The organism is Rhizobium sp. SG741, from assembly GCF_012275435.1.
In the GTDB taxonomy this organism is placed as follows: Bacteria; Pseudomonadota; Alphaproteobacteria; order Rhizobiales; family Rhizobiaceae; genus Rhizobium; species Rhizobium lusitanum.
Genome location: NZ_JAAZQP010000008.1, coordinates 241122 through 264281, shown reverse-complemented (window position 1 = coordinate 264281; position 23160 = coordinate 241122). Strand labels below are relative to the sequence as shown.

General features: G+C 60.0%; 22 protein-coding genes. 2 read left to right on the top strand and 20 right to left on the bottom strand.

Features of this window, described 5'->3' with window-relative positions; translation table 11 throughout:
- Positions 1-34 precede the first annotated feature (34 nt).
- On the top strand, positions 35-631 hold the full coding sequence (locus FHT29_RS21485) for a hypothetical protein (RefSeq protein ID WP_047553389.1): 597 nt from the start codon (positions 35-37) through the stop codon (positions 629-631).
- Positions 632-715: 84 nt separating this feature from the next.
- A complete protein-coding gene (locus tag FHT29_RS21480; protein WP_047553140.1) occupies positions 716-1183 on the top strand; it encodes a DUF5680 domain-containing protein in 468 nt (155 codons plus the stop codon).
- A 7-nt stretch (positions 1184-1190) separates the two neighbouring features.
- On the opposite strand, the gene FHT29_RS21475 is transcribed toward FHT29_RS21480, so the two are convergent.
- From FHT29_RS21475 to FHT29_RS21380, 20 genes are all read right to left on the bottom strand, one after another.
- Complete coding sequence (locus FHT29_RS21475) at positions 1191-1874, bottom strand: ABC transporter ATP-binding protein (protein ID WP_037194272.1); 684 nt, start codon at positions 1872-1874, stop codon at positions 1191-1193.
- A gap of 14 nt (positions 1875-1888) precedes the next feature.
- The gene (locus FHT29_RS21470) at positions 1889-3199 is read right to left on the bottom strand and encodes a lipoprotein-releasing ABC transporter permease subunit (protein WP_037194270.1); all 1311 of its coding nucleotides are present in this window, start codon (positions 3197-3199) and stop codon (positions 1889-1891) included.
- A gap of 26 nt (positions 3200-3225) precedes the next feature.
- Positions 3226-4548, bottom strand: coding sequence for a proline--tRNA ligase (proS, locus tag FHT29_RS21465; protein ID WP_047553138.1), 1323 nt, complete (start codon positions 4546-4548; stop codon positions 3226-3228).
- 623 nt (positions 4549-5171) lie between these two features.
- Positions 5172-5450 carry a DUF1467 family protein gene (locus FHT29_RS21460; protein WP_037194266.1) on the bottom strand — a complete coding sequence of 93 codons (279 nt, stop codon included), beginning with the start codon at positions 5448-5450 and terminating at the stop codon, positions 5172-5174.
- Between the two features lie 98 nt (positions 5451-5548).
- Positions 5549-5953: a methylmalonyl-CoA epimerase gene (mce, locus tag FHT29_RS21455; RefSeq protein ID WP_037194264.1), complete on the bottom strand. Its 405-nt coding sequence runs from the start codon at positions 5951-5953 to the stop codon at positions 5549-5551.
- A 31-nt stretch (positions 5954-5984) separates the two neighbouring features.
- The gene (locus FHT29_RS21450) at positions 5985-7658 is read right to left on the bottom strand and encodes a ribonuclease J (RefSeq protein WP_037194262.1); all 1674 of its coding nucleotides are present in this window, start codon (positions 7656-7658) and stop codon (positions 5985-5987) included.
- Between the two features lie 14 nt (positions 7659-7672).
- Positions 7673-8437 carry a biotin--[acetyl-CoA-carboxylase] ligase gene (locus tag FHT29_RS21445; RefSeq protein WP_047553135.1) on the bottom strand — a complete coding sequence of 255 codons (765 nt, stop codon included), beginning with the start codon at positions 8435-8437 and terminating at the stop codon, positions 7673-7675.
- Positions 8437-9879 (bottom strand): NADH-quinone oxidoreductase subunit NuoN, encoded by a 1443-nt coding sequence (gene nuoN / locus FHT29_RS21440; RefSeq protein WP_037194258.1) that lies wholly within the window; start codon positions 9877-9879, stop codon positions 8437-8439. Before nuoN ends, FHT29_RS21445 begins: the two co-directional genes overlap by 1 nt.
- A gap of 18 nt (positions 9880-9897) precedes the next feature.
- Positions 9898-11409 carry an NADH-quinone oxidoreductase subunit M gene (locus tag FHT29_RS21435; protein ID WP_037194256.1) on the bottom strand — a complete coding sequence of 504 codons (1512 nt, stop codon included), beginning with the start codon at positions 11407-11409 and terminating at the stop codon, positions 9898-9900.
- The gene (gene nuoL / locus FHT29_RS21430; RefSeq protein WP_037194254.1) at positions 11409-13403 is read right to left on the bottom strand and encodes an NADH-quinone oxidoreductase subunit L; all 1995 of its coding nucleotides are present in this window, start codon (positions 13401-13403) and stop codon (positions 11409-11411) included. Before nuoL ends, FHT29_RS21435 begins: the two co-directional genes overlap by 1 nt.
- Before the next feature lie 7 nt (positions 13404-13410).
- The gene (gene nuoK / locus FHT29_RS21425) at positions 13411-13719 is read right to left on the bottom strand and encodes an NADH-quinone oxidoreductase subunit NuoK (protein ID WP_034507513.1); all 309 of its coding nucleotides are present in this window, start codon (positions 13717-13719) and stop codon (positions 13411-13413) included.
- Between the two features lie 31 nt (positions 13720-13750).
- Positions 13751-14365 (bottom strand): NADH-quinone oxidoreductase subunit J, encoded by a 615-nt coding sequence (locus FHT29_RS21420; protein ID WP_037194252.1) that lies wholly within the window; start codon positions 14363-14365, stop codon positions 13751-13753.
- 149 nt (positions 14366-14514) lie between these two features.
- Positions 14515-15006: an NADH-quinone oxidoreductase subunit NuoI gene (gene nuoI, locus FHT29_RS21415; RefSeq protein WP_034486982.1), complete on the bottom strand. Its 492-nt coding sequence runs from the start codon at positions 15004-15006 to the stop codon at positions 14515-14517.
- 40 nt (positions 15007-15046) lie between these two features.
- Positions 15047-16090 carry an NADH-quinone oxidoreductase subunit NuoH gene (gene nuoH / locus FHT29_RS21410; RefSeq protein ID WP_047553131.1) on the bottom strand — a complete coding sequence of 348 codons (1044 nt, stop codon included), beginning with the start codon at positions 16088-16090 and terminating at the stop codon, positions 15047-15049.
- A gap of 12 nt (positions 16091-16102) precedes the next feature.
- Positions 16103-18184, bottom strand: coding sequence for an NADH-quinone oxidoreductase subunit NuoG (gene nuoG / locus FHT29_RS21405; protein WP_047553128.1), 2082 nt, complete (start codon positions 18182-18184; stop codon positions 16103-16105).
- Between the two features lie 243 nt (positions 18185-18427).
- Complete coding sequence (locus FHT29_RS21400; RefSeq protein ID WP_051963353.1) at positions 18428-19165, bottom strand: NADH-ubiquinone oxidoreductase; 738 nt, start codon at positions 19163-19165, stop codon at positions 18428-18430.
- Between the two features lie 8 nt (positions 19166-19173).
- Complete coding sequence (gene nuoF, locus FHT29_RS21395; protein WP_037194245.1) at positions 19174-20478, bottom strand: NADH-quinone oxidoreductase subunit NuoF; 1305 nt, start codon at positions 20476-20478, stop codon at positions 19174-19176.
- A gap of 10 nt (positions 20479-20488) precedes the next feature.
- Positions 20489-21619: an NADH-quinone oxidoreductase subunit E gene (locus tag FHT29_RS21390; protein ID WP_037194243.1), complete on the bottom strand. Its 1131-nt coding sequence runs from the start codon at positions 21617-21619 to the stop codon at positions 20489-20491.
- Between the two features lie 15 nt (positions 21620-21634).
- A complete protein-coding gene (locus tag FHT29_RS21385; protein WP_037194241.1) occupies positions 21635-21952 on the bottom strand; it encodes a hypothetical protein in 318 nt (105 codons plus the stop codon).
- Positions 21952-23142, bottom strand: a complete 1191-nt coding sequence (locus tag FHT29_RS21380) for an NADH-quinone oxidoreductase subunit D (protein WP_037194239.1) — start codon at positions 23140-23142, stop codon at positions 21952-21954. Before FHT29_RS21380 ends, FHT29_RS21385 begins: the two co-directional genes overlap by 1 nt.
- Between the last annotated feature and the right edge of the window lie 18 nt (positions 23143-23160).

Below are 23160 nucleotides of genomic sequence, written 5' to 3'. Positions count from 1 at the left end.
CCCGAGGCTATGCAGGAACAAAGGGGAGATCATCATGAAATCACTGACTTATGCCGCCTTCACCCTGCTTTCGGTCGCGACCACGGCGCATGCCGGGGACGCCATTGCGCCCGACCGTATCATCGACGCGGCGATCGGCGACTGGAACAAGGACGGCAAGCCGGATCTCGCCCTGCTGGTCGCATCGGCTCCCGACGATCAGGCCGATAATCCGATCGGCATCTACATCTATCTGCGCGGTGGCGAACATGCGCTGCTGAATCTGGCAGTCAGCGCGCCGAACAAGATATGGGGCAGCGTGGGGCCTGACGGCATGGTCGGCCAGGAACCGTCGATCGCGGCACTGCCGAACGGATCCATCACTGTCACGTCGCAAAATGACAGCGTCGGACGCGACCGCTGGGAGCAGACGCTGACACTCGCCTACCGCAACAACAGCTTCGTCGTTGCCGGCTATACCTATGTGTCCCGCGATACGCTTGAACCCGATTCCGGCTACAACTGCGACTACAATGTCCTGACCGGCAAGGCGACAAAGAACGGCAAGGATATCAAGGCAGACGCCAGAACAGTCAAAATCGAGGACTGGCAGGACGACTTCGGCCAGAAAATCTGCGGAGACGGACAATAGCAACACAGCGTTTGTTCACTATATGTTCTTTACGCGCTGCACATTCCATGGCATTGTGGTCACTCACCATCATTGGAGAGGGCCATGCTGGATCTTGCCGAGCTGAACGATTTCATTGTCATCGCCAAGGCCGAGACCTATGTCGGAGATGGCGAGAGACTGCCGTCCTGCCGAAGCGGCTCGCATGACATCGGCTATGCCAATGGCCGCTGGCGCTATCTCGACAGCTATTTCGGTGGCACGGATTTCGCCGGGCAGGAGCTGGTCTGGCATGACGACGAGCCGGTCTGGGCGATGAACTACTTCGGCCGCATCGTCGAGCCGGACCTGATCGACGGGCGAAGCGCCGGCATGGTCATCAAATCAGCGCTGCTACGGCTTTATCTCGATGAAAAACGCTTTCTCGGCGGCTTCGAATTCGAACACGCCTTCGGCCATTACGTCGATCGCAGCACCGGCGGCTGCGACCATTTTATCGGTCACGAGGTCATCATGGTGAAGGAGCGCAAGGCCTACGAGCTGGATTATCGCGGCGGGCTGATCGTTCCGTAACGGGCGATCAGACCTCGACCACCTTGCCTTCGCTCAATGTGACGCGGCGGTCCATGCGGACTGCGAGTTCGTGATTATGCGTGGCGATCAATGCCGCCAGACCCGACTGCCGCACCAGCGCTTCAAGGGCATCGAAGACATAATGCGCCGTTGCGGGATCGAGATTGCCTGTCGGTTCATCGGCCAGCAGCACCAGAGGCGCATTGGCGACGGCGCGCGCAATGGCGACGCGTTGCTGTTCGCCGCCGGACAATTCGGCCGGGCGATGATCGCCGCGGTGGCCGATGCGCATGTAATCGAGAAGCTGGGCGGCGCGCTCACTCGCCTCCTTGCGGGAGAGACCTGAGATCAGTTGCGGCATCATGATATTTTCAAGCGCCGAAAATTCCGGCAGCAGATGGTGGAACTGATAGACGAAGCCGATTTCGCTGCGACGGACAGCCGTGCGCTTGTCGTCGGACAGGCCTTCGCATGCCTGACCGTTGATCAGCACTTCGCCGCTATCGGGATGCTCGAGCAGGCCGGCCACATGCAGGAGCGTCGATTTGCCGGTACCGGAGGGCGCAACCAGCGCGACGATCTCGCCGCTGCGCAGGGCGAAATCGGCTCCCTTCAGGATCGATAGCTGGGTATCGCCTTGCCCGTAATGACGCTCCACGCCCGAAAGCTGGAGAACGACGTTGCCTTTCATCAAATGCGAATTCCTTATTCGTAGCGCAGCGCCTGCACCGGATCGAGCCGCGAGGCACGCCAGGCCGGAAAGATCGTGGCAAGGAAAGACAGCGTCAGTGCCATCACGACGACGGAGACGGTCTCGCTCATATTCATCTGGGCCGGCAGCTTGCTGAGGAAGTAGACCTCCGGATTGAAGATCACCGTGCCCGAAATCCAGGAGAAGAACTGCCGGATGGATTCGATATTCAGGCAGACCAGGACACCGAGCAGAACGCCGGCGAATGTGCCCACCACGCCGATGGCCGCACCTGTCATGAAGAAGATGCGCATGATCGCCCCGGACGTCGCGCCCATGGTGCGCAGGATGGCGATATCGCTGCCCTTGTCCTTCACCAGCATGATCAGACCGGAAATGATATTTAGCGCAGCCACGAGGACGATCAGCGTCAGGATCATGAACATGGTGTTGCGCTCGACCTGCAGTGCCGAGAAGAAAGTCTCGTTGACCTGCCGCCAGTCGGTCAGGAACACTTGCCGACCCGCGGCAGCCTCGATCTTCGGCCTCAGCTCATCGACATCATCCGGATTGCTGACGAAGAGTTCTATCTTCTCGACGATGCCTTCGGCGTTGAAAAAGAGCTGTGATTCCTCCAGCGGCATGAAGACGACGGAGGAATCATATTCGGACATGCCGACCTCGAAGAGGCCGGAGATCGTATAAGCCTTGACGCGCGGATTGACGCCGAAGGGCGTCACATCGCCATCGGGCGCCGTCAGCGTGATCTGGTCGCCGACCGTCAGGCCCAGCTGCCGCGCAAGGCGTGTACCCACCAGCACGCCCTGCCCCGAGGCAAAGCCGACTATGTCGCCGGAGACGATATGATCGGAAACGGTTTTGAGCTTGGTCATATCCTCGGCGCGGATGCCGCGCACCAGCGCGCCGGTGCCGGAGCCGCCCCGCCCGGACGCAAGCGTTTCACCTTCCACCAGCGGCAAGGCCATGGTGACACCGGGAACAGCGGCAAACTTCTTAGCCAGCTCAGCATAGTCGTTCAACGGCGAATCGATCGGCTGCACGACGACATGGCCGTTGAAGCCAAGAATCTGCTTGAAGAGTTCGGCGCGGAAGCCGTTCATGACCGCCATGACGATGATCAGCGCGGCGACGCCCAGCATGATGCCGACCAGCGAGAAGCCGGCAATGACCGAAATCGATGCTTCCTTGCGCCTGGAGCGAAGATAGCGCCACGCGACAAGTCTCTCGAATCCGGAAAACGGACGGGATGACGGGCTGGCCTTGGGCGAATTTCCCTGCTGTTCCACTGCCACGTTCACCGCCATTCGCCTTCCATCCTGTCTTTTGTCTATCAGCCGGCCAGCCGCTTGATTGCCGCTTCGACTGTCATCGTCTCGCGAGCACCGGTCTTACGGTCCTTCACTTCCACCTCGCCGCCCGCGATCGAACGCGGCCCGACGATGATCTGCACGGGCACGCCGATCAGATCCGCCGTCGCGAACTTCGTTCCGGCACGATCGTCGCGATCGTCAAGCAGGACATCCTTGCCGGCCTTCGACAGGGCGGCGTAGACCGTTTCGCAAGCATCGTCACAGGCTTGGTCGCCGGACTTCATGTTGATCACCACGTCGTCAAAAGGCGCAACCGAAGCAGGCCAGATGATTCCGTTCTCGTCATGCGATGCTTCGATGATGGCGGGAACAAGGCGTGTCGGGCCGATACCGTAAGATCCCATGTGTACAGGGTGTTCCTTGCCGTCGGGACCCTGAACTTTCGCACCCATCGGTTCGGAATATTTCGTGCCGAAGTAGAAGATGTGGCCGACCTCGATGCCGCGCGCCGAGAGGCGCTCGCCTTCGGGGATGGCGTTGAAGGCGGCTTCATCATGCATTTCCGAGGTGGCAGCATAGACCGAAGTCCACTTGTCGAAGATGCCTTTCAGGCCAGCAGCGTCATCAAAATTCGTGTCTTCGCCGGGGATATCGAAATTGACGAAATCCTTGTGGCAGAAAACTTCGGATTCGCCGGTATCTGCGAGGATGATGAATTCGTGGCTGAGCTCGCCGCCGATGGGGCCGGTGTCGGCGCGCATGGGGATTGCCCGAAGACCAAGGCGGTCGAAGGTGCGCAGATATGCCGTGAACATCTTGTTGTAGGCAATCACGGCGCCTTCCTGCGTCAGATCGAAGGAATAGGCATCTTTCATCATGAACTCACGCGAGCGCATGGTGCCGAAACGCGGACGGATCTCGTCACGGAATTTCAGCTGTATATGATAGAGATTGAGCGGCAGGTCCTTGTAGGACTTGACGTAGGACCGGAAGATGTCGGTGATCATCTCCTCGTTGGTCGGGCCGTAAAGCATGGGCCGGTCCTGCCGGTCCTTGATGCGCAGCATTTCCTTGCCGTAGGCGTCGTAGCGGCCGCTCTCCTGCCAGAGCTCGGCCGTCTGCAGCGTGGGCATCAAAAGCTCGATGGCGCCGGAACGATTCTGCTCCTCGCGGATGATCTTGTTGACCTTGTCGAGCACGCGCTTGCCCAGCGGCAGCCAGGAATAGATACCCTGTGACTGCTGGCGGATCATGCCGGTGCGCAGCATGAGCCGATGGGAAACAATTTCAGCCTCTTTAGGATTTTCCTTCAGAATGGGCATGAAGTAACGAGACAGACGCATGACGCTTGTTCCAGAGGTTTGACGATTCGCCTCTGGCGGAATCGTTAGCAAATTGTGTACTGGAGGCAGTTCATAACTGCTTCGGCGCAGGAAGGAAACCCGCATTCGACGCGTAGGGAATGCGAGAAATGCCCACGAATGCGGGCGATGTGATATATTTCCGCGATTTCGAAAAATCGCACGTTTGTAAGGATTTAAGACGAAATTTCATCAACAGAAAAATTCTGCGCGACTGTAGCAAAAAAGCAAAAAAATAGATGACAAAGCTCAATCTTTGAGCTAATTTTAGCTCACAAAAGAGGCAGGAAGGTTAAATTCTTGCCGTTTCGCGGTCAAGTCTTGGGAGGATCAGATCTTAGGCGCGCTCGCTCGCTGCCCCGGTAACGGATAAGGATCACGCGATACTTTAAAACAAGGCTTATGGCCTTGTTTTTTTTTGCTTTTCGCCTTGGCTAGCTGTCTGCCAACTGGCTCGACAGACGCATCAAAAGGCTCCTTAACAAACCCATTGCGGCCATCGTCCATAGATTCTTTGCTTCACAAAGATGACAGGCGCGTGACAAATTGAAAGCGATCGCGAGGCGATTGGTGTCCAGGCGATTCCAACCACAATTTCCGATAGGTTATTTGTCGTAGTTCGGAACGAACCGCGGAATGGAGTCGACGCTCAGTCCGAAATAGTGCGAGGCGACATACCAGGAACCATAGATGAGAGCCGATACCAGCGTCGTGAAGAACACCACTCTCCAGGCACGGAATTTCGTCGGTGCGCTTTCGACAGTGCCGAAGACCACATGCTTGTCCTCGGCCTGGGTGCGCAAACCGAATGGAAGGACCGCAAAAAGCGTGATCCACCAGATGACGAAATACACCGCGAGACTCGCTATAATCTGCTGGACCATTCCGCTCCCTTAAGACGAGCCTGCTCGCCTCTTCCTCTTCCAAGTTGCTTATAGGGGCAAAGCTGTCGCGTTTCAAAGCGTCGTCCAGCGCTTTAATGTCACACTTGCTCGAGCTCGATCAGCGTGCCGAAGAAATCCTTCGGATGCAGGAAGAGCACCTGCTTGCCATGCGCGCCGATCTTCGGCTCGCCATCTCCAAGCACGCGAGCGCCTGCGGCGACCAGCTGGTCGCGTGCCGCAAGGATATCTGCAACTTCGTAACAGATATGATGCATGCCGCCGTCGGGGTTCTTCGCGAGGAAAGCGGCGACCGGCGAGGCCTCGCCCAGCGGCTCGAGCAGTTCGACCTTGCTGTTTGGCAGCTCGACGAAGACGACCGTGACGCCATGTTCCGGCAATGTCTGCGGCGCAGACACCTTAGCGCCGAGTGTTTCGCGATAGGTCGCCGAAGCGGCGGCTATGTCCGGAACGGCGAGCGCGATGTGATTGATGCGTCCCAGCACGGATCTCTCCTCCCCGATCGGATCACGGGCCTCAGCCGGCAGTGCGCGTGACGAACACCGTCACAAAAGGCTTCTTTCCCCATCCGTGATTGGCGGCGGAGCGCACGGCGCGACGAGCAGCCTCCTGCAGCATGGCCAGATCCTTGCGGCGGGCGCGCGGAATGCTCTCGATGGCGCTGACGAGGGCATCGAAGAGCGTGTCCTCCATCTCCTCGCCTTCGTCGTCATAGGCCGGCAGGCCGATGGACACGATATCCGGATCGCCGGCGATGTCGTAACGGGCATCGAGCACGAGATTGACGGCGACATGGCCGACATAGGACAGCTTCTTGCGTTCGCCGATGCCCATCTCGTCGAAATCGCCAATCAGTATGCCGTCCTTGAAGATACGTCCATGCGGCGCCTCGCCGATCACCTCGACCGGTCCCGGCGCGAGGCGCAATATGTCGCCATTGCGAACCTTCGGCACGGTGGCGATACCGGACTGTTCGGCCAGTTCTTTATGCGCGCTCAGATGCGTCGGCTCGCCATGCACAGGCACAACGACCTTCGGCCGCGTCCACTCATACATCTTCTGCAGCTCATTGCGCCGGGGATGGCCGGACACGTGCACGAGCGCTTCGGCATCCGTCACGACATGCACACCCTGTTCGATCAGGCCGTTCTTGATGTCCTGGATGGCCTTCTCGTTGCCGGGGATGGCACGCGAGGAAAAGACGACGATATCACCTGATGCCAGCGCGACGTGGCGCATTTCGTCCCTTGCCAGCTTGGCAAGAGCGGCGCGCGGCTCACCCTGACTGCCGGTCAGGATGACTACGACCTTGTCGCGCGGGATATAGCCATACTCATCCTCGGCAATGAACGGCTTGATGCCGTCCATGAGACCGACATCGCGGGCGACGTCGACGACACGCTTCAGCGAACTTCCCAACAACAGCACTTCGCGACCCGCGGCCTCGGCAGCCTCGGCAACAGTGCGGATGCGGCCGACATTCGAGGAGAAGGTGGTGATCGCTACCCGGCCTTCGGCATTCTCGATGATCTTGCGCAGGCTTTCGGAAACGTCCTTTTCCGAGGGCGAGACGCCATCGCGCAGGGCATTGGTGGAATCGCACATCAGCGCCAGGACGCCTTCGTCACCCAACTGCCGGAAGCGGGTCTCGTCGGTGAGCGGCCCGAGCGAAGGCTCGTGGTCGATCTTCCAATCGCCGGTATGAATGACGTTGCCGAGCGGCGTGCGGATCATCAGCGACATCGGCTCGGGAATGGAGTGATTGACGGCGACGCCCTCGATGCTGAAGGGGCCGACATTAATACGGTCACCAGCCTTGAACGGGGTGATCGGGATCTGACCCATCGTCTTTTCATAGTCGCGCTTGGCTTCCAGAAGGCCGGCGGTAAAGCCCGAAGCGTAGACGGGGACGTTGAGACCCGGCCAGAGATCGCTCAGCGCGCCGTAGTGATCCTCATGCGCGTGGGTAATGATGATGCCCTTGAGGTTCTTGCGCTCCTTGGCGAGAAAGCGGATGTCCGGCAACACCAGATCCACGCCCGGCAGATCCGGTCCCGGAAACGTAACGCCGCAATCGACCATGATCCACTGGCGATGCTCCGGCGTTCCATAGCCATACAGAGCGAGATTCATACCGATCTCGCCGACGCCGCCGAGTGGCAGAAACACCAGTTCGTCTTGTTTCGCCATTTCGTTCCCAACCATTACCTAAAGAAAACATCGCCCGCCGCGATCGGCATAGTCCTGCCGTCTTCGGTCTCGAGCATCAACAAGCCATTATCATCGATTCCGACGAAATGGCCTAAAATCGACTTGTCCGGCAAGTTCACCGTGATCTTTTCACCGACGCCACAGGCCGCTTCGCGCCAGCGCGCGGTGACCTCCCGAATGCCCTTGCCGCTGTTCCAAACATCAAGGGCTTCGGCCATCGCCGCATAGAGATGGGCAAACAATTCATCAGGCGAGACCATCGAGCCCTGCTGCCGCAGGCAGGTGACCGGATACATCGGATTGTCGGGCATGACGGCGACGTTGATGCCGATACCGATGACAAGCGCATAGCGCCCATCGGGCAAGGCTTCGCCCTCGAGCAGGATGCCGCAGGTCTTCTTGCGGCCGATCAGGATATCGTTCGGCCACTTGATCTCGACCGGTTCGGCGGCCAGCGGCAGCACGCTGCGCACCGCCTGATGCACAGCAATCGCGACCGCGAGCGGCAGGGAGCCGAGACGGTCCATCGGAGCAGGATCGATCAACAGGAGAGATGCATAGAGATTACCGCGCTCGGATACCCAGGGACGGCCGCGGCGACCACGTCCACCGGTCTGACGTTCGGCGGTGACCCAAAGGTTTCCGCGATCGCCCGCACGTGCCCGTTCCAGGCACTCGCTGTTGGTGGAACTTGTCTCTGAAAGGGCATCATGCCGGAAGTCGGCAAGCGACTTCCGGCTATTCATGTCAGACGCCATCAAAACAGCGTCGCGGCAGCCAGATCGGCAGCGCCGCCGATAGCGCCGCCGAAGAGGACGTAGCCGACCACGAACAAGCCCGAGAGGCCGAAGACCAGGCGCAGCGAACCAGCCGTGCGGGTGAATTCGTCCTTGGCTTCGTCAAACCACATGACCTTGATGACGCGCAGATAGTAGTAAGCGCCGACGACCGAAGAAAGAACGCCGATGACGGCAAGCGCATAGAGATGCGCCTGGATCGCTGCGACGAAAACGAAGTACTTTCCGAAGAAGCCTGCCAGCGGCGGAATGCCGGCCAGCGAGAACATCAGTGCTGTCAGCACGACGGCCATGAAGGGGTTGGTGGTCGAAAGGCCGGCGAGATCATCGACATTCTCAACCTGACGGCCGTCCTTGCGGCGCATCGCCATGATGATGGCAAAGGTACCCAGGGTCATGACCATGTAGATGACCATGTAAAGCATGACGCCGGATACGCCGGTCTTGGTGCCGGCGGCAAGGCCGACCAGCGCATAGCCCATGTGACCGATCGAGGAATAGGCCATCAGTCGCTTGAAGTTGCGCTGACCGATCGCGGCGAAGGAGCCGAGCACCATCGAGGCGATCGAGATGAAGACGATGATCTGCTGCCAGTCGGCAAGCACCGGATGGAAGGCGGTAATGACGATGCGGGTCAGGATCGCCATGGCCGCGACCTTCGGCGCAGCAGCGAAGAAGGCGGTGACCGGCGTCGGCGCGCCTTCGTAAACATCCGGCGTCCACATATGGAACGGCACGGCGGAGATCTTGAAGGCCAGGCCGGCAAGGACGAAAACCAGACCGAAGACGAGGCCGAGCGAGCGGGTCTCGGCGCTGAGCGCGGTAGCAATGGCATCGAAGGTTGTGTGGCCGGTGAAGCCGTAGACCAGCGACATGCCGTAGAGCAGCATGCCGGAAGAGAGAGCGCCAAGGACGAAGTACTTCAGGCCGGCTTCCGTCGACTTGAGATTGTCGCGGTTGATGGCGGCAACGACGTAGAGCGCCAGCGACTGCAGTTCCAGCGACAGATAAAGCGAGATCAGGTCATGCGCCGAGATCATCAGCAGGATGCCGAGGGTCGCCAGCAGCAGGAGCACTGGGAACTCGAAGCGATCGAGCTGCTGCTCGCGCGCCTGCCCCATGCTCATGAACATGGTGACGATCGAGCCGACCAGCGCGACGATCTTCATGAAGCGGGAGAAGCCATCGGCGAGATAGGCGCCGCCATAAGCCAGGCCCTCGCCCGGAACGAAGATGATCCAGAGACCGGCCACCGCGAGCACCGCGATGGCAAGACCGGTGACCATGGGTCCGGACCGCTCGCCTGAGAAGACGCCGATCATGAGCAACGCAAGCGCACCGACCGCGAGGATGAGCTCCGGAATGGAAAGATGCAGGCTTGCAAGAATTGTGTCAGCAGTCATGTCGAATAGGTCCCGTCATCAATTCATCGACAGCGCAACGTTCTGCGCAGCGTGCAGGGCAGCGGTATAGTTGTTTACCAGCAGATCCACCGAAGCGGCCGTGGCGTCGAAGATCGGAGCCGGATAGACGCCGAAGAGGATCGTCAGCGCGATCAGCGGATAAAGGATCAGCTGTTCACGCGGCGACAGATCCAGCAGCTTCTTCAGGTTCTCCTTATCCAGCACGCCGAAAATGACGCGACGGTAAAGCCAGAGCGCATAGGCGGCCGACAGGATCACACCGGTGGCGGCGAACAAGGCAACCCAGGTGTTGACGCGGAAGACACCGATCAGGGTGAGGAATTCACCGATGAAGCCGGAGGTGCCGGGCAGACCGACATTGGCCATGGTGAAGACCATCATCGCCACGGCATATTTCGGCATGTTGTTGACCAGGCCGCCATAAGCCGCGATTTCGCGGGTATGGGTGCGGTCGTAGATCACGCCGACGCAGAGGAAGAGAGCGCCGGAGACGATGCCGTGCGACAGCATCTGGAAGATCGCGCCCTGGACGCCCTGCTGGTTGGCCGCGAAGATGCCCATGGTCACATAGCCCATGTGGGCAACCGAGGAATAGGCGATCAGCTTCTTGATGTCTTCCTGCATCAGCGCCACCAGCGAGGTGTAGATGATGGCGATGACCGACAGGGCGAAGACGAGCGGCGCAAAAAATTCCGACGCGTTCGGGAACATGCCGAGCGAGAAGCGGATGAGACCATAGCCGCCGAGCTTCAGAAGGATACCGGCCAGGATAACCGAGCCCGCCGTCGGCGCCTGAACGTGTGCGTCGGGCAACCACGTATGGACCGGCCACATCGGCATCTTCACCGCGAAGGAGGCGAAGAAGGCAAGCCATAGCCACGTCTGCAGCTGCGGCGGGAACTTGTAGGCGAGCAGCGACGGGATGTCAGTCGTACCGGCCTGCCAGTACATCGCCATGATGGCGAGCAGCATCAGCACCGAGCCGAGCAGCGTGTAGAGGAAGAACTTGTAGCTGGCGTAGACGCGATCCTTGCCGCCCCAGACGCCGATGATCAGGAACATCGGGATAAGGCCGGCTTCGAAGAAGACGTAGAACAGCACGATATCCAGCGACACGAAAACGCCGACCATCATCGTCTCGAGGACGAGGAAGGCGATCATGTAGTCTTTCAGTCGCTTCTCCACAGAGAGCCAGCTTGCCAGCACGCAGAAGGGCATCAGGAAGGTCGACAGGATGACGAACAGCATCGAGATGCCGTCGACACCCATGTGATAGCTGATGCCGCTGGTCAGCCAATCATGCTTCTCGATCATCTGGAAGCCCGGATTGGCATTGTCGAACCAGATCCAGACGAACAGCGACACGATAAAGGTGAAGACCGTCGTCGCCAGAGAGATGTTCAGGATGTTGCGGCGGCCGTTGGGTCCATCTTCCCGCGTGAACAGCAGGAGAAGGACACCCACCAGCGGCAGGAACGTGACCGTTGAAAGAATAGGCCAATCGGTCATCAGAGGGAACTCCCGAGCATCATCCAGGTAACGAGGGCTGCAATACCGAGCAGCATCGCGAAGGCATAGTGATAGAGATAGCCGGTCTGCAGGCGCACGACGCGGTTGGTGACATCGACGACGCGGGCGGCGACGCCGTTCGGGCCGATGGTGTCGATGACCCCGATGTCGCCCTTCTTCCAGAGGAAGCGGCCGAGCGCCTTGGCGGTGCGAACGAAGAGGAAGTCATAGAGCTCGTCGAAGTACCACTTGTTCAACAGGAACTCGTAGAGCACGCGCTGTTGCTGCGCGAGCTTGCGCGGCGTCTCCGGCGACCTGATGTACATGTACCAGGCGGTCACGAAACCGAGCACCATTGCGATGAACGGGCTGAGTTCGACCCAATGCGGAGCATGCTCCGCCTCTTCGAGGATCTTGTTGTCAGGCAGCGTGAACAGCGCATGCTTCCAGAATTCCTCGTAGTCAAGACCGACGAAGTAGTCATGGAAATACCAGCCGGCGAAGACGGCGCCGATCGCCAGCAGATAGAGCGGGATCAGCATCACATTCGGCGATTCATGCACATGATGCATGACCTCGTGCGAGGCGCGGGGCTTGCCATAGAAGGTCATGAAGATCAGGCGCCAGGAATAGAAGCTGGTAAACAGCGCGGCAATGACCAGCAGCGTGAAGGCAAAGCCGGAAGCCGGATTGTGCGACGTGTACGACGCCGCGATAATCGCATCCTTGGAGAAGAAGCCGGCAAAGCCGATCGGCGAGAACGGAATACCGACGCCGGTGATCGCCAGCGTGCCGATGATCATCATCCAGTAGGTCTTCTTGATGTGCGAGCGAAGGCCGCCCATGTGACGCATGTCCTGCTCGCCGTCGACGGCATGGATGACCGAACCGGCGCAGAGGAAGAGCAGAGCCTTGAAGAAGGCATGCGTGAACAGATGGAAGATGGCAGCGCCGTAAGCGCCGACGCCGAGCGCGACGAACATGTAGCCGAGCTGCGAACAGGTCGAATAGGCGATGACGCGCTTGATGTCGTTCTGCACGAGGCCGACCGTTGCCGCGAAGAAGGCCGTGATCGCGCCGATGATGGTGACGAAGGTCAGCGCATCGGGCGAGAGTTCGAAGATCGGCGACATGCGGGCGACGAGGAAGACACCGGCGGTAACCATGGTTGCGGCATGGATGAGCGCGGAGACCGGGGTCGGGCCTTCCATGGCGTCCGGCAGCCAGGTGTGCAGCAGGAACTGCGCCGACTTGCCCATCGCGCCCATGAAGAGCAGCAGGCAGACACCGGTCAGCGCATGCGCACGATCAAGCTGCATGCCGAAGAGGTTGAGCACGATGTCGCCTGGCTGGCCACCCTGCCCCGCGGCGAAGCTCTGCGCATTGCCGAAGATGACGTCGAAATTGATCGAGCCGAAGAGGGCGAAGACGCCGGCAATACCGAGCACGAAACCGAAGTCGCCGACACGGTTGACGACGAAGGCCTTAATCGCAGCTGCCGATGCGGACGGCTTCTTGAACCAGAAGCCGATCAGCAGATAGGAAGCCAGACCGACGCCTTCCCAGCCGAAGAACATCTGGGCAAGGTTGTCCGACGTCACCAGCATCAGCATGGCGAAGGTGAAGAGCGAGAGATAGGCGAAGAAGCGCGGACGATGCGGATCGTGATGCATGTATCCGATCGAATAAACGTGAACGAGGGTCGAAACCGTGTTCACGACGATCAGCATCACCGATGTCAGCGTATCGATGCGCAGCGACCAGGACGCGTCGATGCCGCCGGACTGGATCCAGCGCAACACTTCAACCTTGATCGGGCCGTCTGTATGGCCGAGCGCCACCGTGAAGAAGACGACCCACGACAGGATCGCGGCGATAATCATCAGGCCGGTGGTGATATATTCCGAAGCCTTGGCGCCGATGGCGCGGCCGAAAAGGCCGGCGATGATCGCGCCGATCAAAGGAAGAAAGACGATAGCCTTATATAAAAACATAGCTGTATCAGCCCTTCATCATGTTGACGTCTTCAACGGCGATGGAGCCGCGGTTACGGTAGAAGACGACGAGAATTGCAAGACCGATGGCAGCCTCGGCGGCCGCGACAGTCAAAATGAACAGAGCGAAGACCTGGCCGACGATGTCGTTGAGGAACGACGAGAAGGCGACCATGTTGATGTTGACCGCGAGCAATATGAGTTCGACGGACATCAAGATGATGATGACATTCTTACGGTTGAGAAAAATACCGAAGACGCCGAGCACGAAGAGGATGGCGCTGACCGTCAGGTAGTGGGAAAGTCCAATGACCATGTTCTTGTTCCTTTGATCCTCGTGCCCCGCCTCAGACGCCCTGCCCCGGCTTGACCTTGACCACCTCGACGGCGGTCGCGGGCGTGCGGGCGACCTGTTGGGAAATATTCTGGCGCTTGATGTGCGTGCGATGCTTCAGCGTCAACACGATCGCACCGATCATCGCGACCAGAAGCACAAGGCCGGCGATCTCGAAGAAGTAAACGTAGTTGGTGTAGAGCACGTCGCCGAGGGCGGCCGTGTTCGTCCGCTCGGTCACGGCCGGGATCGGCATGGCGACCGTCTTGGCGATCTGAGGCGAGATCACGCTGCCGCCGACAACGACGATGAGCTCGGCGGCAAGGATGACGCCGATCAATGCGCCGATCGGTGCATATTCCAGAATGCCGGCCCTGAGCTCGGAGAAATCGATATCGAGCATCATCACGACGAAGAGGAAGAGAACCGCCACGGCGCCGACATAGACGACCAGCAGGATCATCGCCAGGAATTCAGCCCCCAACAACAGAAAGAGGCCGGCCGCGTTGAAGAAAACCAGGATGAGGAACAGGACCGAATGGACCGGATTCCGCGCCGAGATAACCATGAACGCCGACGCCACCGCGACAAAGGCGAAGATGTAGAAAAAAAGAGCCTGCAGACCCATGTTGGTGCCTTTTTCGTCTTCCCCCGGGCAGCCGGGAGTATCCCTGCCCGATGGAGCTTAGCCTGACATTCGTCCGGCAAAGCCCCGGTCTATATTCAACCGCGACGGCGACAACCTGGCCGGCCGTCGCGGCATATTCAAAACACCGCTTAGCGGTAGGGCGAATCCATCGCGATATTGTGCGCGATTTCGCGTTCCCAGCGGTCGCCGTTTTCCAAAAGCCGCGCCTTGTCGAAGTAGAGCTCTTCGCGGGTCTCGGTAGCGAATTCGAAGTTCGGCCCTTCGACGATGGCGTCGACCGGGCATGCTTCCTGGCAAAAGCCGCAATAGATGCACTTCACCATGTCGATGTCATAACGCACCGTGCGGCGGGTGCCGTCGTTGCGGCGCGGCCCGGCCTCGATCGTGATGGCCTGGGCAGGACAGATGGCTTCGCAGAGCTTGCAGGCGATGCAGCGCTCTTCACCGTTCGGATAGCGGCGCAGCGCATGCTCGCCACGGAAGCGCGGGCTGACCGGCCCCTTTTCGAACGGATAATTGATCGTCGCCTTCTGCTTGAAGAAGTAACGCATCGACAAAAAGAATGCGCCGACAAATTCCTTGAGGAACAGCGAGCTGACGGCGTTGGAAATTCCGGCCATCTTCAACCTCCAAATCTGCTTGAAGCGAGGATCGACATGATCATGCCCATCCCGTCACCTTCAGCACGAATGCAACGATAACGACCATGGCGAGCGACAGCGGCAGGAACACCTTCCAGCCGAGGCGCATGAGCTGGTCGTAGCGGTAGCGCGGCACGAAAGCCTTCACCATAGCGAACATGAAGAAGACGAGGCACGACTTCAGCAGGAACCAAATGATGCCCGGAACCCAGTTGAGGATCCAGATATCCACCGGAGGCAGCCAGCCGCCGAGGAAGAGAATAGTCGTCAGCGAACACATGAGAACGACGGCGGCATATTCGCCGAGCATGAACATCATGTACGGAGAGGAGCCGTATTCGACCATGAAGCCGGCAACCAGTTCCGATTCCGCTTCCGGAAGGTCGAAGGGCGGACGGTTGGTTTCCGCCAGCGCCGAGATGAAGAACACGATGAACATCGGGAACAGCGACAGCCAGTGCCAATCGAGGAACGACGCCGGCAGGCCGAGCTTGGTGCCGAGGCCGGTCTGCTGCGACAGCACGATATCCGTGAGGTTCAGCGAACCGACGCAAAGCAGCACGGTGACGATGACGAGGCCGATCGAGACTTCGTAGGACACCATCTGCGCCGCCGAGCGCAGCGCGCCGAGGAACGGATACTTCGAGTTCGAAGCCCAGCCGCCCATGATGATGCCGTACACTTCAAGCGACGAGATCGCCAGAATGTAGAGGATGCCGACGTTGATGTCGGCGACCACCCAATTCTGAGCCACCGGTACGACAGCCCAGGTGGACAGCGCCAATACCACCGAAACCAGAGGTGCCAGCAGGAACACGGTCTTGTTGGCGCCCGCCGGAATGATCGGCTCCTTGACCATGAACTTCAAAAGATCGGCGAAAGATTGAAACAGGCCGAAGGGACCGACGACGTTCGGGCCGCGACGCAACTGAACCGCCGCCCAGATCTTGCGGTCGGCAAGAAGGATATAGGCAATGAAGATCAGCAGGCAGACCAGGAGCAGCAGAGACTGGCCGATCATGATCAGCGCCGGCCAGAGATAGGTCGAAACGAATGAATCCATAGTCCTCTGCCCTTACTCTGCCGCAGCCTGGAAGTTGTTGCGGGCCAATGCCGAGCACTCAGCCATGACAGCCGAGGCGCGTGCTATCGGGTTCGTCAAATAGAAGTCTTTGATCGGCGAAGCAAACGCCGATTTGCCCATCGCAGCGGCTTTTTTCCCGAGTGCGACAATTTGGGCGCTATCGGTTTCGGCAATCTCGTCGACGCCAGCGAAATGCGGGAAGGCTGCATAGAGCTTGGCGCGCAATTCCCTCAGCGAATCAAAGGGAAGCTTCTTGCCGAGCACATCGGAAAGAGCGCGGATGACGGCCCAGTCCTCACGAGCGTCGCCCGGGGCGAAACCGGCCCGGTTGCCCATCTGGACGCGGCCTTCGGTGTTGACCCAGGTACCCGACTTTTCGGTGTAGGTCGCAGCCGGAAGGATGACGTCGGCATTCTGAGCGCCCTCGTCGCCATGCGAGCCGATGTAGACGGTGAACTTCGCGCCCTTGCGGGTGAAATCGAGTTCATCGGCACCAAGCAGGAAGAGCACGTCCATCGACGACAGCATCGCAGCAGCATTGACCCCCTTTGCGCCCGGCACGAAGCCGAGATCGAGGCCGCCGACGCGCGACGCTGCCGTGTGCAGCACGGCAAAACCGTTCCAGCCGTCCTTGACGACACCAAAGGCCGCGGCAAGCTTGGCCGCGTTTGCCAGCACGGCTGCACCGTCTTCGCGGATCAGCGCGCCCTGGCCGATGATGATCATCGGCTTCTGAGCGTTCTTCAGAACGTCGGCGAAGCTGTGCGAACCGCTGACGATATCGGCCAGCGTCTCCGGGCCGGCGCCGAGATAGTCGTAGGAGTAGCGCAGATCGGCATGTTCGCCGATCACGCCGATCGGGAACTTGCCCCGACGCCAGCGCTTGCGGATGCGCGAGTTCATCACTGCCGCCTCGAAGCGCGGATTGGCGCCGATCATCAGCAGCGCATCGGCGGCTTCGATGCCTTCGATGCTCGGGCTGAAGATATAGGTTGCGCGGCCGAGCGACGGATCGAGCGCCGTCCCGTCCTGGCGACAGTCGAGATTTTCCGATCCGAGCGATTTCAGCAGCTCGGACAGAGCATACATTTCCTCGACGGAAGCGAGATCGCCGGCAATGGCGCCGATCTTTTCGCCGCTGGTCGCTGAAACCGCCGACTTGATAGCAGCGAAGGCATCGCTCCAGCTTGCTGGCTGCAGGCGGCCATCCTGGCGGACGTAAGGCTTGTCGAGGCGCTGCGTCTTCAGGCCGTCCCAGATGAAGCGGGTCTTATCGGAGATCCACTCTTCATTGATCTGCTCGTTGACGCGCGGCAACACGCGCATGACTTCGCGGCCGCGGGTATCGACGCGGATGGCGGAACCAAGCGCGTCCATGACGTCGATCGATTCGGTCTTGTTCAGCTCCCACGGGCGGGCGGTAAAGGCGAAAGGCTTCGATGTCAGCGCGCCGACCGGGCAAAGGTCAACGACGTTGCCCTGCAGCTCGGAGGTCATCGCCTGCTCGAGATAGGTGGTGATCTCGGCATCTTCGCCACGGCCTATCAGGCCAAGCTCGGAAATGCCGGCAACTTCCGTCGTGAAGCGGACGCAGCGCGTGCAGTGAATGCAACGGTTCATGACGGTCTTGACGAGCGGGCCGATATACTTGTCCTCGACGGCGCGCTTGTCTTCCTGATAGCGCGAGCTGTCGATGCCGAAGGCCATAGCCTGGTCCTGCAGGTCGCATTCGCCACCCTGGTCGCAGATCGGGCAATCCAGCGGATGGTTGATCAGCAGGAATTCCATCACGCCTTCGCGGGCCTTCTTGACCATCGGCGTGTTGGTGAAGACTTCGGGAAGCTCGCCGTTCGGGCCGCCGCGAATATCGCGCACGCCCATGGCGCAGGAAGCCTGCGGCTTCGGCGGGCCGCCCTTGACCTCGACGAGGCACATGCGGCAATTGCCTGCCACCGACAGTCGTTCATGGAAGCAGAAGCGCGGGACTTCGGCGCCGGCTTCCTCGCACGCCTGGATAAGCGTGTAGTGATCCGGAACTTCGATCTCTTTACCGTCAATCTTCAGTTTAGCCATCGTCCACTCAGTCCTATGTCACGTCTCCAGCCGAACCTGGCCGCAGACAATTTCATAATCGCAACACCAGCTTGCCACCGGCACGGCACGAAACCGCGTGGCACTGGTTTGCTCACAATAAGCCTTGCCCAATCTTGTCCCCGCAAGATCAGCGCGCCGACCGAAACATTGGGGATAGCGCCCGCAACATTTCCACCGCCTTCATTCACCTCCCTGGCTGCGAGAAACAGCCGGGGAAAAATCTTAACTCCGCCCTTTCGGCAGGAGCGCCTTCGCCTGGCTGACCCAGTCGTCGCGCCGGATGCGGCCGTCGAACCCAAGCTCCGCGTCGATCCGCTCGATATCCGCGTCGCTCCAGGCGACGATATCGGCGAAACGCTGGATGCCGCGTCCGTTCAACACCTGCTCCAGTTTCGGACCGATGCCGGAAATCCGCTTCAGGTCGTCAGCCTTCGCCGCGGCCTTGCGGCTGCGCACAGGGCTCGCAACGGGCTTCGCCGCGACCGGCTCTACAACGGCGATCTTGGCTTTCGTCTTGGCCACCGCCTTGGCTGGCGCAGTTTTCACCGCAGCCGGCTTCGGCTCGACCTTCTTCACGGCTGCCGGCTTTGCAGTGGCAGGCTTTGCAGCGGCGGGTTTGGCGGCGGGCGATGCCTTTGCCGGCTTCGCTTCCCCTGCCCCATCCTTCTTTGCCACCGGCCTTTCCGCGGCGACGGCATCATCCTTTTCGTCCGGCGCGACAGAACGTTTGCTCGCCGCTTCGACAGCGCCCTGCAGCGCACCGAAGAACGCGCCGGCGATCTGCGACGTGAACCCGAACCCTATGGCGGACGCAGCGGCGAACGCGGCTGCCGGATGGGCCATCAGCGGATGGATCGGCATGACCGGCGCGTTCCGCAGCATATCGGCAGCAACGCGAGCGAAATCGGCCGATGCATCGGCCGCCCCGCTGTCCTGCTTGATATCCTTGGTCTTCGCCATGACAATCCTTACTCGGCTGCTTCCAGCACCGCGCCGTGGCTCGTCGCATTGGCCGTATACTGGTCGATGCGCTTTTCGATCTCGGGACGGAAGTTGCGGATCAGGCCTTGCACCGGCCATGCGGCTGCGTCACCGAGCGCGCAGATAGTATGACCTTCGATCTGCTTCGTCACCTGAAACAGCATGTCGATTTCGCGCTTCTGCGCATTGCCGCGCTCCATGCGTTCCAGAACACGCCACATCCAGCCCGTTCCTTCGCGGCACGGCGTACACTGGCCGCAGCTTTCATGCTTGAAGAAGGCCGAGATGCGAGCAATCGCCTTGATGATGTCGGTCGACTTATCCATAACGATCGCCGCCGCGGTGCCGAAGGACGATTTGACATCGCGCAGGCCGTCGAAATCCATCGGGCAGTCGATGATGTCAGCCGCCGGAACCACAGGGCACGATGCGCCGCCGGGAATGACGGCCAGCAGATTGTCCCAGCCGCCGCGAATGCCGCCGGCATGCTTGTCGACCAGCTCGCGGAAAGTGATGCCCATCGTTTCTTCGACCGTGCACGGGCGATTGACGTGACCGGACAGCATGAACAGCTTCGTGCCGACATTATTCGGACGACCGAAGGACGAAAACCAGCCTGCGCCGCGGCGCAGGATCGTCGGGGCAACGGCAATCGACTCGACGTTATTGACGGTGGTCGGGCAACCGTAGAGACCCATATTGGCCGGGAAAGGTGGCTTCAGGCGCGGCTGGCCCTTCTTGCCTTCCAGGCTTTCGAGCAGCGCGGTTTCCTCGCCACAGATGTAGGCGCCGGCACCATGATGAACGAAAACATCAAAATCCCAGCCGAGCTTGTTGTTTTTACCCAGAAGTCCGGCATCGTAGCACTCGTCGATTGCCGCCTGCAGGGCTTCGCGTTCGCGCATATATTCGCCGCGGACGTAGATGTAGGCAGTGTTTGCGCCCATGGCGAAACCGGCGATGACGCAGCCTTCGATCAGCGTATGCGGATCGTGACGCATGATGTCACGGTCCTTGCAGGTGCCCGGCTCCGACTCGTCGGCATTGACGACGAGATAGTGCGGACGGCCGTCGCTTTCCTTCGGCATGAAGGACCACTTGAGGCCGGTCGGGAAGCCTGCGCCGCCGCGACCGCGAAGGCCGGAAGCCTTCATCTCGTTGATGATCCAGTCACGACCCTTTTCGAGGATCTGCTTGGTGCCGTCCCAATGGCCGCGCGACATCGCGCCCTTCAGGGACTTGTCCTTGTGGCCGTAGATATTGGTAAAGATGCGATCTTGATCTTGTAACATGCTTCACCTCTTACCGCGGCTTCTTGCCGAAGACCTTGATATATTCCGCTTCGCCACCCTTAGCGAGTGCCTTAGCCTGCTTGATCCAGTCGTCGCGTTCGATGCGGCCCTTGAAATTCAGGTAGCCGTCGACCCACTCGCGCTCGGCCTTCTTCCAGCTCGCAACCTGCGCGAAGGTGAAGATGCCGAGCTCATGCAAAACGGACTCGATCTTCGGACCGACGCCAGAAATCAGCTTGAGATCGTCCGGCTGCGCGGGCTTCTCGATGCCGGCGGGACGATCCTTATCCGTGAGAGACGGCTTCTGCGCACCCTCGGCCTTCTCCGTCACGGTAGCAGACGCTGCCGTTGCGGAAAGCGGCTGCGCTTCCGATGCCTTGGCGTTCTTTGCCGCCTCGGCCGGCGCGGTTGCAGGCGTCTTCAGGCTCTGGTTGGTTTCGGCATCCGTGCTCTTCGGGCGCGCCGCTTCAGACGGCGGGATCGAAACAGCGTCAGCCTTGGCCTTGGCTCCCGTTGTCTTCGCCTTCGGCTCTTCTGATGTCAAAGACGTCAGCCCGCCTTCCGGTGCGGAGAAAATGCGGTCGATCTGAGGGCCGGTCTTGACTTCGCTGCCCTTGCCTGCGGCGAACGCATCGATGATCTCCTCGAGACGTGCCGGCGTCAGATCCTCATAGGTATCCTTGCCGATCACCACCATCGGTGCGTTGACGCAGGCGCCCTGACATTCGACCTCTTCCCAGGAGAGCGTGCCGTCGGCATTGCGGTCGAAGGCATGCGCATTGATCTTGCTCTTGCAGATCTTGATCAGCCCCTCGGATCCGCGCAGCATGCAGGGCGTCGTGCCGCAAACCTGAATATGCGCCCGCGTGCCGACCGGATGCAGCTGGAACTGCGTATAGAAGGTGGCGACTTCAAGCGCACGGATATAGGCCATATCCAGCATGTCGGCGATCTTCTCGATCGCCGCCTTGGTGACCCAGCCTTCCTGCTCCTGCGCGCGCATCATCAGCGGGATGATCGCGGACTGCTGGCGTCCCTCGGGGTATTTCTTGATCGTCTTTTCCGCCCACACCGCGTTGTCATCGCTGAAGGCGAAAGCGGCAGGCTGGAATTGATCTTCGGCTAGTCGACGAACGGACATCTTTCACGCCTTATCTCAGTTTAAGGACCCACACCGCGTATCCGTCAGAGACGAAAATTCGCAGGCGTAGGCCGACTGGTCTTTCTGCATAAACACAACGAACTTGCCGCCGTTCGGCACAGCGGCCTTGATTTCATAACCACGCGAGACGAGATCGGCCATGGTCGAATCCGCGCCCGACGGGGCCGTATTTCCGCTTTTTGCAGTGTTGCCACCCGTTGCTTTCGAGCCCTGCAGATTGATGCTGGGCAAGCTCTGCGCCGAGCTGGCCTGTTGGGCCGAAGCACTGCAGGCGACAAGAAGCGCGGGGATGACGACCTGCCAGGCTCGCATCAACGATCCACCTCGCCGAAGACGATGTCGAGCGAACCAAGCACTGCGGCGACATCGGCAAGCTGATGACCGCGGCACATGAAATCCATGGCCTGCAGATGCGCATAGCCCGGCGCGCGGATCTTGCAGCGGTAAGGCTTGTTGGAACCGTCGGAGACGAGGTAGACACCGAACTCGCCCTTCGGCGCTTCGACGGCTGCGTAAACTTCGCCGGCAGGCACATGGTAGCCTTCGGTATAAAGCTTGAAATGGTGGATCAGCGCTTCCATCGAGCGCTTCATCTCGCCACGCTTCGGCGGCACGACCTTACCGTCCAGCGACGAGACCGGTCCGGTCTTGGCGTCGCCGAGCAGGCGGTTGACGCACTGCTTCATGATGCGGACGGACTCACGCATTTCGATCATGCGGATCAGATACCGGTCGTAGCAATCGCCGTTCTTGCCGATCGGAATGTCGAATTCGAGATCGGAATAGCACTCATACGGCTGCGCCTTGCGCAGGTCCCATGCGGCGCCGGAACCACGAACCATGACGCCCGAGAAACCCCAGGCCCAACAGTCTTCCAGCGAGACTACGCCGATATCGACGTTACGCTGCTTGAAGATGCGGTTGCCGGTCAGAAGGTCATCGATATCGTCGAGCGCCTTCAGGAACGGATCGCACCAATCACCGATATCCTGAACGAGCTTTTCCGGGAGATCCTGGTGAACGCCGCCCGGACGAACATAAGCCGCATGCATGCGCGAGCCCGAGGCGCGCTCATAGAAGACCATCAGCTTTTCGCGCTCTTCGAAGCCCCAGAGCGGCGGCGTCAGAGCGCCGACGTCCATGGCCTGCGTAGTGACGTTCAAGAGATGCGACAGGATGCGGCCGATTTCCGAATAGAGCACGCGGATCAGCTGGCCGCGGATCGGGATATCGATGCCGAGCAGCTTCTCGACGGCCAGCGCATAGGCATGTTCCTGGTTCATCGGCGCCACGTAGTCGAGGCGATCGAAGTAAGGAACGGCCTGCAGATAGGTCTTCGATTCGATCAGCTTTTCCGTGCCGCGATGCAGCAAGCCGATATGCGGATCGACGCGTTCCACAATTTCGCCGTCCAGTTCGAGGACAAGACGCAAAACGCCGTGTGCAGCCGGATGCTGTGGGCCGAAATTGATGTTGAAGTTGCGAACGTTATGTTCTGTCATGGCGGCGATGCTCGCGTT